Origin of the sequence: Virgibacillus phasianinus, from assembly GCF_002216775.1 — a bacterium.
Lineage (GTDB): Bacteria > Bacillota > Bacilli > Bacillales > Amphibacillaceae > Virgibacillus_F > Virgibacillus_F phasianinus.
In genome coordinates this window covers 2889618-2905027 of the sequence record NZ_CP022315.1, presented here as the reverse complement: position 1 = coordinate 2905027, position 15410 = coordinate 2889618, and the positions used below count along the sequence as shown (strand labels likewise).

Sequence of the window (15410 nt, the reverse complement as noted above, 5' to 3'; positions counted from 1 at the left end):
TTAATCGAAAAGAAAGCTTTCTGCATAGATCAGAAAGCTTTCTGGTTGGTTAATTATTATCTTATTTATTTATTATTTCTTTTTTGAAAGCCATTCTGCTAAGGCCTCCGCTTGCGGTTCTTTTACCAATCCTGCAGGCATTACAGAACCTTTACCATTTAAAATAATATTTTTAATTTCTTTTTTATTATATCTTGCGCCTACTTTTGTTAAATCCGGTCCTACTCCACCCGTTAAGTCAGCACCATGACAGGAGATACAATTATTTTGGAAAATTGCTGCTGGATCATCGGTTGATGCTTCCGCTTTTTCCTGCTTTTCTCCGCCACCTTCTTCTGCCTTTTCAATCGTTGCCTGTTGATCAAGGCCAACAACTGATATTACGATCACCAATAAAATCCCTATTACTGCAATAAGTGCGAAGGGGATAACTGGGTTTTTCTTCATTGCGTTTCCTCCTTATGTAATCTCTTAATGTAACTTAAACATAACTATATATAGTTTACTTTAAAAACGATTTAGTTTAAAGGGCAAAAGTGTGACTAATTATAGAAAAATAATAATATACCAATTTTACTAGACGATAAAGGATGCTTCTCCATTTATGCCTATTTTAAACCATAGTTGTACTTCCTATGTATTGCTAAAGATAGTTAAAGATAGTTAAAAAACAAGATGAACAGCCATTGATCACGAACCCGTGTCAATGACTGATACCAAATTTATTCGAGAAAATCCTTCAACCTTTTACTTCTACTAGGATGGCGAAGTTTACGGAGCGCTTTTGCTTCGATTTGACGGATTCGTTCTCTCGTTACACCGAATACTTTTCCTACCTCTTCTAACGTCCTTGTCCTTCCGTCATCAAGTCCAAACCTTAGTCGTAAAACATTTTCTTCACGGTCAGTTAACGTATCAAGTACATCTTCAAGTTGTTCTTTCAGCAGCTCATATGCAGCGTGATCAGAGGGTGATATTGCCTCTTGATCTTCAATGAAATCACCTAAATGAGAGTCATCTTCTTCACCAATAGGTGTTTCAAGTGATACTGGCTCCTGGGCAATTTTGAGGATTCCCCGGACCTTGTCAGGTGTTAATTCCATTTCCTCACCAATTTCTTCTGGTGTTGGCTCTCGGCCCAAATCCTGAAGTAATTGACGTTGAACCCTGATTAACTTATTAATCGTTTCAACCATGTGTACTGGAATCCGAATTGTTCTTGCCTGGTCTGCAATAGCACGGGTAATTGCCTGACGTATCCACCATGTTGCATAGGTACTGAACTTAAAGCCCTTGCGATAATCAAACTTCTCTACAGCTTTAATAAGGCCCATGTTACCTTCCTGAATAAGGTCTAAAAACAACATACCTCGTCCAACATATCGTTTGGCAATACTTACAACCAAGCGTAAGTTAGCTTCCGCAAGACGGCGTTTAGCTTCCTCATCACCTTTTTCAATACGTGTTGCAAGATCAATTTCATCTGAAGCAGATAATAGGTCAACACGACCTATTTCTTTTAAATACATCCGGACGGGATCATTTATTTTGATTCCAAGCGGAACACTCAAATCGTTCAGATCGAAGGTTTCTTCCTTTGAAATTTGTTGCATATTCGGATCATCTTCGGATTCACCGATTACTTCTACACCTTGTTCGCCCAGGTACTCATAAAATTCGTCCATTTGATCTGACTCGATCTCAAAATGAGATAAGCGATCAGCGACTTCTTCATATGCCAATGTGCCGCGTTTTTTACCCATTTCAAGCAATTGATCCTTCGTTTGTTCAAGGGTTAATTCATTTTCATTATTCTTTGTTTGTGAAGGCATATTTTCGGCCATGAGTCCCCCTCCTTCCATACTCCATTTATATCACTTTGAATTTTTCAGCTGCTTCTGAATTGCAATAATTCGCATCCCAATTTCCAACGATTTCACCGAATCCTGTTGTTGTTCAGCAAGCTTTTGTTCTTGCTTTAATGTTTTAATAGTAGCAATATCATTAGTCTCAGCACGAATGATTCTAAGATAGTCATTAATTTCTTTATCACTGATATTTTCATCCGTGTGAATCATTGCAATTTCAATAACCAGATTTTTAATATCCTGATCCGTTAGTTTCTCAATAAAATTACTAACGTCAGCAGGATGGTCTTCTTCATAAAATGCATATAGATGTGTTGCAATAATTTTATGCGCATCGATATTGAATGCCGCACCTATTTCCTCCTGCACTTTATCAGTAATCGCTCTATCTTTCAACATATATGCAATTAGCTGTTTCTCCGCATTCAGAAATGCTGGCAGTAACTTTTTCGTTTGATAATGGTTATTTGTGTTATTAGTATATCTGTTACCTTCACTCTTATCCTTATTCTGTACCTTATCTTTACGATAAAAGCGCATTTCTTCTTTTAGGGAGTCAACCGAAATATCGAATTCTTTACTTAGCTCTCCTAAGTAATATTCCCGTTCAATTGAATTATCAATCATTGCCAGCTCTTTAAGAATGGTATCGATATAGTTAAAACGATCATCTTCAAGACTTAAGTTATAACTTCTTTTAATATATCGCATATAAAAAGATATATACGTTTCACTTGCTTTTATCACATCATTTTGAAATGATTCCGTACCATACGCGTTGATATAGTCATCTGGATCCATACCATCCTTCAATCTGGCAACTTTCACCTTACATCCCGTTTCCTTAAGAATTGATGAAGCCTTGAAAGTTGCTTCAATACCGGCGTTATCCCCGTCATAACAAATAGTTACTGTATCAACATAACGTTTTAACAGCTTTGCCTGATTTAGTGTCAGGGATGTACCCAGAGTAGCTATTGCGTTTTTCACACCAGCCTGAAAGGCAGATATGACATCCATATATCCTTCAAATAATACAGCCTCGCCCGCATTTCGGATATGTTTCTTTGCCAAATCGAAGTTATATAATAGCTTACCTTTTTGGAACAATTCACTCTCTGAACTGTTCAGGTATTTTGGTTCACCATTAGATATGATTCTGCCACCAAAAGCGATCGTTTTGCCGAGATGATTCCGAATTGGAAACATCACACGGCCCCGAAACCTGTCTGTTATGTTATTGTCATTCTGAAGCGATAATAAACCTGCTTTCACAAGTACTTGCTCGTGAAATCCTTTTTTCTTTAGGAACTCGGCAGTAAAACTAGTATCATTTGGCGCAAATCCTAACTGGAACAAATCAATTGTTTCTTCCGAAATTCCCCGCTGTTTAAAATAGTTGAACCCTTCTTTACCATCCTTAGTAAATCGAAGTAAGTGATGGTACAGTTTTGTCAACCATTCGTATGCTGTCAGGATGCTTTGATTTTCTTCTGAAAGCGATCCTCCTTCAGCTTTAACGGTTTCTGGTAAGGTTATGCCACTACGTGAAGCCAAATGCTCCATTGCTTCAAAAAATGAAAATTTCTCCATTTCCATAATAAATGTCACTACATTTCCGCCTTTTCCACAGCCAAAGCAATGAAAAATTTGTTTTTCCTGTGTGACTGAAAATGAAGGGGTTTTTTCGCCGTGAAAAGGACATAACCCGAAATAGTTTTTCCCTTGTTTTTTAAGCTGAACATATTCGCCAATAACGTCAACAATATCATTTGCTTTTCTGACTTCTTCTATTGTTTCCTCTGGAATTTGATTTGGCATATTTACCACCATGTTTTATATTCTAGATACCATGACCAAAACCCTGCAAAATTCGACAAGATTTTTCTAAAACCGAAAAAAAATTTCCTTCTATCTTGATTCTGACTTAGAAGGAGCTTTAAATTAACAATTATGATTAATAAAAAATTGTGTATACCTTTCATCACGGTTTATCCGAATTTACACCGTTTCACACTATTATTCCTCATGGAGTTATTACTAAACCTCCTTTATTTAGAATAAAATTAGAAAATCTTGGCTTGTCGCCAAGAACTAATGGCGAAAGCCTTAGATTTTTTTATACTTTATACTGATAAAGATTGATACTTTCTTAAAGTGCTAAAAAAGCGAAACACCATGCACTATTAATTCTACACAACTGAATGAAATCCTTCCTGAATGTAAATATTTTTTCAGGTCAGCACATGATTAATAAAACATATATGAAAAGTTATTTAACACAAATATTTATTATAAATCATATTTCACTATATTACTAGTATTAAAATTTATGTTAGATAATTCTATATAAAACAGACGCATCTTTTCTCATTAGAAAATCTTGGCTTATCGCCAAAAACTAATGGCGAAGGGCCTAGACTTTTGCATATCTTATACTGATAAAGATTATAATTTCTTAAAGTGAAACAAAAGGTCAAACCTCCTAAATTGCCTGTTACCCGGTGATACCTGAACAACTGTATCACCGGGACGCGGCGGTTTAATAGGAAGCCAGACCCAATTAGGTTAAGGACTGTTCGTCTTCTATTTCTTAATCATTTGCATAATACTATTTGCTGTTTCCTCCACAGCTTTATTCGAAACATCTATCGTTTCACAACCAATTTTACCAACTATTTTATTGAAGAAGGCAAGCTCCTGGTTAATTCTATCCATATTCGCATAGGTTGCTTTATCTCCAAGACCAAGTGCTTTCAGCCTTTCTTTCCTGATTTCGTTTAGCTTATCAGCGGTAATTTTTAGTCCTATGCATTTTTCCCGGTTCACCTCAAATAATTCCTCTGGCGGTTCCACTTCTGGGACTAATGGAACATTGGCTACTTTCAAGCGCTTGTGCGCCAAATATTGTGATAATGGTGTCTTTGAAGTTCTGGAAACACCAATCAGGATAATATCTGCCCGGGAAATTCCTCTTGGATCACGTCCATCATCATATTTTACAGCGAATTCAATTGCTTCGACCCGTTTAAAATAATCTTCATCCAATTGATGGACTAATCCAGCCTCCAGACGTGGTGATGTTTCAAATACACGTTCCATTGATTTCATCATTGGCCCCATAATATCAATTGCTTCAATTTTTATTTTTTTTGCCTCTGTATTTAAGTATTTACGTAATTCCGGATCAACAAGAGTAAATCCGATAATTGCATCCTTTTCTTTTGCTAATTGTAATGTTTCATCAATAATTACTTTATCTTCTACATATGGTATACGTTCGATTTTATATTCTCCACCGTTGAACTGACTTAGCCCAGCCTTAATAACTAATTCGGCGGTTTCTCCTACTGAGTCTGATAGAACGTATACGAGTGGTTTTTTCCCCATTCTATTTCCCTCCCCCTAAAAATTGTCATCTTTAATCAATTCAACAAAAGCTTTTGTGATTGTGGTTTTGGTAATCCGTCCAACAATTTCATTTCCAAATTCAGATTCTTTCACTACAGGAATCCCGTCAATCTGCTTATTAATTAATTTATTGGCTGCATCAATAAGTAAATCATCTTTTTTACAGATTGTTATGTTAGGCATTCGTGTCATGATTATATGTACAGGAACATTCGTTAAATCCTGATTACCAATACTGGCACGCAATAAATCCTTACGTGATAATACGCCTGTCAAACACGTATTTTTATCCACTACAAATAATGTCCCGACATCTTCTAAAAACATAGTTGAAATCGCATCATACACTGAAGCACTCTCATTTACTACGATTGGAATAGATTGAAATTCACGTACTTTAAACTTTTTTACCTTTTCTGTTAACAATTCGGATCCTGTTTTACCAGTGAAAAAATAACCTACACGAGGACGGGCATCTAGAAAGCCCGCCATCGTCAATATGGCTAAATCAGGCCTTAAAGTTGCTCTTGTTAAATCTAAATTCTGGGCGATGTTCTCACCCGTAATTGGACCGTTTTCTTTCACAATCTCGATTATTTTTTCCTGCCTGCTAGATAAATCCACTTTCCTCACCACCTAGACCTATTGTGTCATACTATTTCTAAATATTATAGACTATTTATGGTATAAACAAAAGTGGTACATCTTTAGGCTAATTTAAAACTGTTGTTTCCACTCTATCATGGTAAGGTCTGCGTACTGATTAACTAAATCGGAAATTTTTTTCAATAATGTCATACGATTAGTACGAATTTGCATGTCATCCGTCATCACCATATTATTTTCAAAAAAATCATGAATTGGTGTAGCCAATGTTGCTAGATAGTTCATCGCTTCCACTGCATCATAGTTTTGGTTCGCCTCCATAAACTTCGGTGTAATTTCCTGATAATGACGATATAGGGATGCTTCGGATTCCGTTCCAAAATACGCTTGATCAATATCCGTTTCCCTCGTGCCCTTTTTGGATAAATTCAGAACCCGGATCAACGATTCATTTACACTTTTGAATGTATCATCATTTCTTTTAGCGGCGAGTACTTTAGCCTTTTCAATTGTATAGTGAAACACACCTATTCGCTGCTTAATTACTGCATCAATAATATCCGCTTCAACATTATTCAATTTCATCACGTGGTTTGCCCGGAGACGGAAAAAGTCTGTAATGTCTTTCGTAATGACAGTTTCTTCATTTTGTTCAATTTCAAGCGTTCGATAGATATCCCTTGTAATGTTTAATAAATCTTCAAGCGCAATATTCCATTTCTTTTCATCAAGGATTCTCAATATGCCAACCGCCTGACGACGCAAGCCATAGGGATCCTGTGAACCCGTTGGAATAAGACCGATTGAAATGCACCCAACGATGGTATCAAGCTTATCCGCAACACTAACAATTGCTCCTTCTACTGTATTTGGAATTGGATCATCCGAATGCAGCGGCAAATAATGTTCGCGTATTGCAGTTGCTACCTTAGCATTCTCCTTGTTGTATAGTGCATATTTCTCACCAATCACACCCTGCAGATTTGTAAACTCATTTACCATATTTGTTGCTAAATCAAACTTACACACTTCTGCAGTACGAATAGAACGTTTTTTTTCATCGCGGTCTACTTGTAATAATTCAGCTATTTGTGAAGAAATAGCAACGACCCTGTTAACCTTATCAGTAATCGTTCCGAGCTTTTCCTGGAAGACAACACGTTTTAGTTTATCCTGATAAAAGTCAATTGAATGTTTCTTATCCTCTTCAAAGAAAAACTCCGCATCAGAAAGGCGTGCATGAATAACCTTTTCGTTCCCTTTAACTACTTGTTCGATATGATCCTTAATTCCATTCCGTACCCCAATAAATGTGGCTAATAATTCACCTGCCGATGATTCAACGGGAAAATATCGTTGGTGTACCTTCATCGAAGTAATCAATACTTCCTTTGGTAGCTGTAAAAATGAGTTTTCAAACGACCCAGCAAATACTGTTGGGTATTCCACAAGGTTTCGAACTTCTTGCAGCAGCTCATCATCAACAATGACGTTAAATCCCTTTTCCGCTTCCAATGCATTAATTTGCGATAAAATCATATCTTCACGTTCTTTGGAATCAGCAATCACAAAACTGTTTTTTAATTCATTTTGATATGCATCTGCTCTCTGAATTGTAATCGAGCTACCTAGGAAACGATGACCAAAAGTTTGATTTCCTGTTTTCACCTGCGCTACCTCAAATGGCACTACCTTTTCACCATAAAGAGCCAAAAGCCAGCGAATTGGACGTGCGTAACGCATTGATTGCTCTGCCCAGCGCATGTTTTTTTGAAACTGAATAGATTCAATAATGGTACCAAAGGATGTAAGTAAATCATAAGTGGTCTTTCCTTCAATCCGCTTTTGCACGAAGATATATGTAGTGCCATTTATATCTTTTGTATAAATATCATCAATTGACTTTCCTTGTCCCTTGGTAAAGCCAATTGCTGCTTTTGTCCAATTCCCGTTTTCATCCTGGGCAATTTTTAATGCAGGCCCCTTTGCTTCTTCCTCAATCGTTTTTTGTGATTCATCTAATCCTTTAATAAGGACAGCTAAACGCCTGGGAGTTGAAAATGATTCTACAGCTTGATAGGAAAGCCGCAGCTCGTGCAGCCATTGTTCTGTTTTATATTTTAATTGGGCTTCCGCATCATCAATAAATCTTGCGGGTAATTCTTCTAATCCAATTTCAAATAATGCATCCTTCGTCATTTACCTTTCCTCCTTTTCAAGCATCGGGAAACCAAGCTTTTCACGTTCTTTCACATATGTTTTTGCAATCTTCCTTGCGAGATTTCTGATTCTTGCGATATAGCCCGTCCGTTCAGTTACGGAGATTACTCCCTTGGCATCCAGCAGATTAAATGTATGGGAACATTTCAATACATAGTCATATGCGGGGAAAACCAGACCTTTTTCCATGACTGTTTTTGCTTCCTTTTCATACATTGCAAACAAATTAAATAACATATCTGTATTTGATTCCTCAAATGTATAGGTAGAATGTTCATATTCTGGCTGGAAAAAGATATCATGAACGGTAACACCTGCAGTCCATTCCAGTTCAAACACATTGTCTTTGTTTTGAATATAGGATGCCAGCCGTTCTAAACCATAAGTCAATTCAACAGTAACGGGATTAGCTTCCAATCCGCCAATTTGCTGAAAATAAGTAAACTGGGTTATTTCCATGCCATCCAGCCAAACTTCCCAGCCTAAGCCTGCTGCACCTAAAGTTGGGTTTTCCCAGTTGTCTTCCACAAAACGTATATCATGTTCCAACGGGTCTATCCCAAGTGCTTTTAACGAATCTAAATACAATTCCTGAATATTATCTGGAGAAGGTTTCATAATTACCTGAAACTGATGGTGCTGATACAGGCGATTTGGGTTCTTGCCATACCGCCCGTCCGCCGGCCTTCTTGATGGTTCAACATAGGCGACGTTCCACGGCTCAGGTCCTAAACTTCGGAGCAGCGTCATTGGTGACATGGTTCCAGCACCTTTTTCGACATCATATGCCTGCATTAATATACAATTTTGACTCGACCAATACGACTGCAACGTCAAAATCATCTGTTGAATGTTCATGTTAATCTCCCTTTCCTGCCTTACAATTTTTATTTGCAGATAGTACAAAAAAGTCCGTCCCTATGCCTAATAATCTAGACATAGGGACGGACTTTATATCCGCGGTTCCACCCTATTTGCTCTCCGTCAGAAGAGCCACTTTAATTGATAAGCTTAGGAGCTCCTTTCCCGATTGTCCTATCACCCAGCTTTCACTATCCCAGGCTCGCTTTTCTGACGGAATTCAAACGGTACTTTTCTCCTTCATAGCATAACGTAAATTAATATGTACAAATAATAAGCTATTCCCCTATTGTTTGTCAACCATACTATTTGAGCTGATCCATTTGCTTTAAGAATCTTTTCGATTTTAGGAAATAACCACCATATTGGTCATAATACGCATCTAATAAATTCCTTAGCAATTGTATATTACGTTCTTTCATCTTTATCGTGCCAACCTGTTCAATCCCTACTTCAAGGAATATACGTAAGAGTTTTGCAACTGATTGGGGCAAAGAAATCGCGCTTGGATCAATTGATGTACACTGACTGCATAACAAACCACCTTCTGCTATAGAAAAACTTCGCAGATCCACGTATCGATTACAATTGACACATTTGTCTACTGTAGGTACGAATCCGCCTTTTTTATACAATTTAAGCTCATACATCATGATTGGAATTTCAGCAAATTCATGTTCCGAAATCCAGGAAATTGTCTGCATTAGTTGATCATAAATAAAGTAATCAGGTTCACCTGATTCCATTAGCTTATCCGTCAGTTCAACAATATAGGCGGTAAATGCTGTCTTGATGATATCTTCACGGATGGCCCGATTTGAGTGTATAACTTCTCCCTGCTGGATTGTACTTAATCCTTTATTTATATATACAAAAAATTCCCCATGGATGAATGGCTGCGTTACCGCAGCCATTCTGCTTTTCGTTTTCTTCGCACCTCTGGCCAGCGCAGAGAACTTGCCTATTTTTTTACTGAAAATGGTTATAATCTTATGTGTTTCACCATAATCCTGTGTTTTGATAACAATACCCTCTATTTTCTCAAGCACACAAGTCTCACCTTTACTTTCTAAAATACCTTTTGCCTGAACCTATCTATTACATTTTCGTATTTAGCTCATCATTCACTTTATCTTCATTTTTCTCGGAGGTCTTTATACTTGAATCATTTTCCAGCTCTTTCCATAATAAATAGGTTTCAATGTTTCCTGTATGACTAAATAATCTCCAGGTTAAGTCGATCACAAGAAACCCCACCTTTCTTTTAATATGTTTGATTAAGTACTACTCTTAGTTTGACCAAACATTCATAAAGCATGAGATATAAATTTTACCATGTTTAATATTCATCACTGCGAAATCCATACTCTTTAAGCTGTGATTGTTTGTTCCGCCAGTCCTTCTGTACCTTGACCCACAGTTCCAGATATACTTTAGTTCCAAGTAAAGATTCAATGTCTTTCCGGGCATTTTTACCAATGTTTTTCAACATATTTCCCTGTTTGCCAATCAAAATTCCCTTTTGTGTTTTCCGTTCGGTAATAACTGTTGCTTGAATGAATATCGCGTTAGATTCCCGCTTTTCAATATTCTCAATAACCACTGCAATCGAATGAGGTATTTCCTCATGTGTTAGTTGTAGAACCTTTTCTCGTATTAATTCACCAATAATAAATCGTTCGGGATGGTCTGTCACTTGATCCTCAGGATAATACCTGGGGCCTTCCGGCAGTTTTTCTTTTAACACATCCAATAAATGCGTTACATTGTTCCCCTGTAATGCTGAAATCGGAATAACCTCTTCAAATTTATATTTATCTTTATAGTTTTCAATTAATGGAAACAACTCATCAGGATGTATTAAGTCTATTTTATTAATGATTAAGTATACTGGTCGCTTAACTTCCTGAAGCCGGTCTAAAATGTATTGATCCCCTTTTCCATACCCTTCCTTTGCATTAATCATAAACAGAATAGCATCCACCTCATTGAGTGTGTTCTCGGCTATCTTAACCATAAAGTCGCCGAGACGATGTTTCGGTTTATGAATTCCTGGTGTATCAATAAATACGAGTTGTGATTCTTTGTCTGTCAGCACACCTTGTATTTTATTTCTGGTTGTTTGTGGTTTATCGCTCATAATGGCTATTTTCTGTCCGATTACTCGATTCATAAATGTTGACTTACCAACATTTGGACGGCCAATAATTGCAACAAATCCTGATTTAAATGAATTGTTCATGTTTACCTCCGAAGCCTATTTTTCTTTGTGTACATTTATAATACTATAAAAACTATCGACTTTCACGCATTCGACAAAACAACTGAAAAGAAAATAGCATGTCGCAAATTTAGACATAAAAAACTTGCCCTTTTACTAGAACAAGTCTTCAAATAAAGATGTGATATAGTTTTGGAATAAATAATATACACCCAATAATAAATGCCATGATAGCAGCTATTAATACCGAGCCCGCTGCAATATCCTTAATTATCTTGGCCATGGGATGAATATCAGGCCGTAAAAAATCAATAAGCTTTTCTACCGCGGTATTCGTTGTCTCGGCTACAAGTACCATTCCGATTACCACGATTAGAATCATCCATTCAATCTTGGAAAGACACAACAATATGCCCGCGATCACAACTAGGAACGTTGCAAGTAAATGCAAACGAAAATTGCGTTCGCTTTTGCACATTTCCACAATACCGTTCCAGGCATAAGAAAAGCCAACAGACTTTTTTCGATTCTTATCTTTTAAGTTCAAACGCATTTAATATTTCCTCTTGTTTTTGAAACATTTCTTTTTTGTCGTCTTCATTCATATGATCATACCCCAGCAGATGCAGAAAACCATGGACCGTTAAAAATCCTAATTCACGTTCAAACGTATGATTATAATCTTCAGCCTGCTCAATCGTGCGCTCAATGGATATAACTATGTCACCAAGTATTAATGGCATGTCTTCCCCTATTATGTTTAATTCATCTTCCATTGTTTCCTGAAGAGCAAATGATATAACGTCAGTTGGATTATCCTTCCCCCGGTAATTACGATTAAGCTCTTGAATTTCTTTATTCGTTACAAAACTGACAGACACCTCTGCCTCCTGGGTTATTCCTTCCCTTTCCGCCGCAAGAATTAGCAATCGCTGCAGCATATCAATGTAATCACTTGTCACCTTATTTGTTTTATCGTGGAAATCAATGTACATCCTATTTAGCCTCCTTTGTTGGATATGAAATTCTGGAATGAAAAATTCCTTTCAACGCTTCGCATACCGTTTTATGAATCTCTTTTAGCTCATGCAGGGTTAACGGTGCATCGTTTAATTGCCCATCCATTAATCGATCATTGATAATGGACGATACGATTTCCTCTATCTTTTCTTCAGTTGGTTCCTGTAAAGAGCGGACTGCCGCTTCCACTGAATCACAGATACATACGATTGCGGCTTCCTTTGTTTGTGGCTTCGGTCCAGGGTAACGGAACACTTCTTCACTTATTCGTTTGTTTGTTTCTTTTTCCTTGTAATAAAAATATTTAAGAAGTGTTGTACCATGATGCTCTTTTGCTATGTCAATAATTTCTTTTGGAAATTTATGTTTTTTTAATGTTTCTGCACCATCATACGGATGGCGGATAATTATTTCAGCACTTTGTTTTGGTTTCATCATATCGTGCGGGTTCCTGGTTGATAATTGATTCTCAATAAAATACTGCGGCCGCTCAGTCTTGCCGATATCATGGTAGTACGCCCCCACTCTTGCTAGCAGGCCATTAGCACCTATAGCATCACATGCTGTCTCGCTTAAATTAGCTACCATAACAGAATGATGATAGGTTCCAGGCGATTCTGTCAGTATTTTTCTTAAAAGCGGCTGATTTGGGCTGGAAAGAGCTAATAACTTACTATCCGACAAAATACCTAAACCAGTTTCAAAAAATGGAAGCAATCCAATAGTAAACACAACAGAAAGTATTGCTGAAGCGAAACCAAGACTTGTTTGTACAAATAAATCACTTAAGGTATATTTCTCAAAGGATAGAAATAAAAATAATAGTACAGCTAATATATTCACAATACTCATACCAACTCCAGCTTTAAGAATAGCTTGGCGATCTTTAATGTTCATTAAAAAAATAATTCCAGCAAGCTGCGAGAAAAAGAAATAGACACCAGCTTCCATATTTAACGATCCCGGAATTTCTCCATTAAAAATAATACAGCCCAGAATCGCATATAGACCTGAAAGAACGATTGCAAAGCGTTCGTGTATCAATTGTTTGATTAGCAGAACACCAGTAGCAACAGGAACAACAAAAAACAATTGATTAACCTGTGTTGCATAAAAACTGACAACCTTCATCATCAGCACTACAATAAAACTTATCACCAATATCGAGGCAATTTTCCCGTTTTCAGGATTTGTTTCATTCTTTAATTGGAGCATCTCAAAGGTGATTACACCAATTATTAATAAAATTAATAACGCAAGTCCAATGACCGGATATATATTGCCTTCGTTGTTCAAAAGGCCAACTAATTTTAATTCTTCGTATAGTTCATTGGTAATGGTTTGACCTTCACGAACAATGATTTCCCCTGCCCGAATGATGACTGGATCAACATTATTTGCCGCTTCCTTCCGGGCGTTCAGTGTTTTTTCAACATCATAAAAAGAATTTTCAGCCACGGCAAATTCGCTCAATCTAATCAGTGCCTGTCTTACATCCGTATCCAATTTAGAATATGTCAGTGCTTGTTTAACTTTATTTGTTGCACTATGGACATTTTCCATCCGAACACCATTTGATAATACCCCTTGTACAGATTCAATAAATATTTTTTTCCCTTTCTCACGTTCCCTGGTAGATGCTTCTACAAGTCGCAGCAATACACCATCATCTATTGCGTCTACTATTTCAGGTGAGAGGATTTGTTTAAGATGCTGTACCTTTTCCTGACTGCTTAAAATAATAGTCCCTTCATCCTGTTCTGCTTCCTGTACTCCCCCAGGCTTCTCATCCTCCATTTTTTCTATAGCATCAAAGATTTCATTTATGTAATCAATCTGTTCCTTATTAATTTCTTTTGATATATTATAATGATCATCCACTGCCTGAACAGTTTCTCTGGTCCTTGCTTCAGTTTCCTGCTCATTCTCAATGGTGATTGGTGAGCGAATCGTTTCTTTCGCACTCGCAAATCGCTCAATATCGTACGTTTTAGTATGGACATTGTTTATGGTCATGAGGAAAAATAATACCCCGAGAATTAGCATGGGCGTAATAATAGGTATCCATTTTGTTTTAATGGCTTTTAATGACTTTATGAAGTTGCGCATCACCATCAAATCCCCTCAGATAGTAGAAATAAGCCCCCATTATTATGGTTAGCAGGGCTTATTTTATACTTCAAGTAAAGATAAGCATTTTTAGAACGATTAACTATAAATATTGAAACGGAGAGCTTATTCTTTATTGGTCTTTTCGTATGCATCAATAATACGTTGTACCAATGGGTGTCTGACAACATCTGTTTGTGTTAAGTGTATAAAATTAATTCCTTTTACGGCCGCCAATAACTGATCTGCTGTGCGGAGTCCCGAATTTACTCCTTTTGGTAAATCCACCTGCGTTACATCACCTGTTACAACCATTTTGGAACCGAACCCAAGCCTGGTTAAAAACATTTTCATTTGTTCTGGTGTCGTATTTTGCGCCTCATCTAAAATAACAAATGCATCATCCAGTGTACGGCCACGCATATATGCAAGAGGAGCAATTTCTATTGTTTCTCGTTCAATTAACCGCAGTGTATGTTCCGCACCAAGAACGTCATGCAGTGCATCATATAATGGGCGTAAATATGGATCAACTTTTTCCTTGAGATCCCCAGGTAAAAATCCGAGACTCTCCCCGGCCTCTACTGCTGGACGGGTTAAGATAATTCGCTTTACCATGCCATTTTTCAGTGCATGTACAGCCATTACGACGGCTAGATAAGTTTTACCTGTACCCGCCGGACCAATCCCAAAAACCAGATCATTTGCTTTGATAGCAGCAATATAATTTTTTTGACCTAAAGTCTTGACGCGAATTGGCTTTCCTTTTACATTTTTTGTGATCTCATCCTCAAATAAAGTTTCAAACTGGTTGATCTTTCCCGCTTTGGCAAGCTCAATTGCATATACAACGTCACGCTCCGCAATGGACAACCCTTTTCTTATAACATTAAGTAACGATAGTAAAACATCTTGTGCTAGCGCATTCGCATCATCTGTTCCAGAGACACTGACCTTTTCACCCCTTGTTACAATAGATACCTGAAGCTTATCTTCAATTTGTTTTAAATTTCTATCGTTTGTTCCAAATAATGATAATGCTTCATTCGGATTTGTTAATTGTAAATCAATTGTATTTAAATTTGTTGGCATAA

Annotated in this window: 14 protein-coding genes; all 14 read right to left on the bottom strand. The window is 37.1% G+C overall.

What is annotated here, in order from left to right; all coding sequences use genetic code 11:
• Positions 1 to 72: 72 nt before the first annotated feature.
• The 14 genes from cccA to CFK37_RS13855 all read right to left on the bottom strand — a co-directional run bounded on the left by cccA (position 73) and on the right by CFK37_RS13855 (position 15408).
• On the bottom strand, positions 73 to 447 hold the full coding sequence (cccA, locus tag CFK37_RS13920) for a cytochrome c550 (RefSeq protein ID WP_089062427.1): 375 nt from the start codon (positions 445 to 447) through the stop codon (positions 73 to 75).
• A 275-nt stretch (positions 448 to 722) separates the two neighbouring features.
• Complete coding sequence (gene rpoD / locus CFK37_RS13915; protein ID WP_089062426.1) at positions 723 to 1844, bottom strand: RNA polymerase sigma factor RpoD; 1122 nt, start codon at positions 1842 to 1844, stop codon at positions 723 to 725.
• 30 nt (positions 1845 to 1874) lie between these two features.
• On the bottom strand, positions 1875 to 3689 hold the full coding sequence (dnaG, locus tag CFK37_RS13910; RefSeq protein ID WP_089062425.1) for a DNA primase: 1815 nt from the start codon (positions 3687 to 3689) through the stop codon (positions 1875 to 1877).
• 765 nt (positions 3690 to 4454) lie between these two features.
• Entirely contained in the window at positions 4455 to 5258 is an 804-nt protein-coding gene (locus CFK37_RS13905; RefSeq protein WP_089062424.1) for a pyruvate, water dikinase regulatory protein, read from the bottom strand.
• Positions 5259 to 5273: 15 nt separating this feature from the next.
• A complete protein-coding gene (ccpN, locus tag CFK37_RS13900; RefSeq protein WP_089062423.1) occupies positions 5274 to 5903 on the bottom strand; it encodes a transcriptional regulator CcpN in 630 nt (209 codons plus the stop codon).
• A 93-nt stretch (positions 5904 to 5996) separates the two neighbouring features.
• Entirely contained in the window at positions 5997 to 8084 is a 2088-nt protein-coding gene (glyS, locus tag CFK37_RS13895) for a glycine--tRNA ligase subunit beta (protein ID WP_089062422.1), read from the bottom strand.
• Complete coding sequence (gene glyQ / locus CFK37_RS13890) at positions 8085 to 8963, bottom strand: glycine--tRNA ligase subunit alpha (protein WP_089062421.1); 879 nt, start codon at positions 8961 to 8963, stop codon at positions 8085 to 8087.
• A gap of 308 nt (positions 8964 to 9271) precedes the next feature.
• Entirely contained in the window at positions 9272 to 10015 is a 744-nt protein-coding gene (gene recO, locus CFK37_RS13885; protein ID WP_089062420.1) for a DNA repair protein RecO, read from the bottom strand.
• Positions 10016 to 10064: 49 nt separating this feature from the next.
• Positions 10065 to 10211: a YqzL family protein gene (locus tag CFK37_RS13880; RefSeq protein ID WP_089062419.1), complete on the bottom strand. Its 147-nt coding sequence runs from the start codon at positions 10209 to 10211 to the stop codon at positions 10065 to 10067.
• Between the two features lie 94 nt (positions 10212 to 10305).
• Positions 10306 to 11208 carry a GTPase Era gene (gene era, locus CFK37_RS13875; protein ID WP_089062418.1) on the bottom strand — a complete coding sequence of 301 codons (903 nt, stop codon included), beginning with the start codon at positions 11206 to 11208 and terminating at the stop codon, positions 10306 to 10308.
• Between the two features lie 148 nt (positions 11209 to 11356).
• The gene (locus CFK37_RS13870) at positions 11357 to 11740 is read right to left on the bottom strand and encodes a diacylglycerol kinase family protein (protein WP_089062417.1); all 384 of its coding nucleotides are present in this window, start codon (positions 11738 to 11740) and stop codon (positions 11357 to 11359) included.
• Complete coding sequence (ybeY, locus tag CFK37_RS13865; RefSeq protein ID WP_089062416.1) at positions 11718 to 12182, bottom strand: rRNA maturation RNase YbeY; 465 nt, start codon at positions 12180 to 12182, stop codon at positions 11718 to 11720. Before ybeY ends, CFK37_RS13870 begins: the two co-directional genes overlap by 23 nt.
• Before the next feature lies 1 nt (position 12183).
• Positions 12184 to 14316: an HD family phosphohydrolase gene (locus CFK37_RS13860; protein WP_089063666.1), complete on the bottom strand. Its 2133-nt coding sequence runs from the start codon at positions 14314 to 14316 to the stop codon at positions 12184 to 12186.
• Positions 14317 to 14442: 126 nt separating this feature from the next.
• Complete coding sequence (locus CFK37_RS13855; protein WP_089062415.1) at positions 14443 to 15408, bottom strand: PhoH family protein; 966 nt, start codon at positions 15406 to 15408, stop codon at positions 14443 to 14445.
• Positions 15409 to 15410 lie beyond the last annotated feature (2 nt).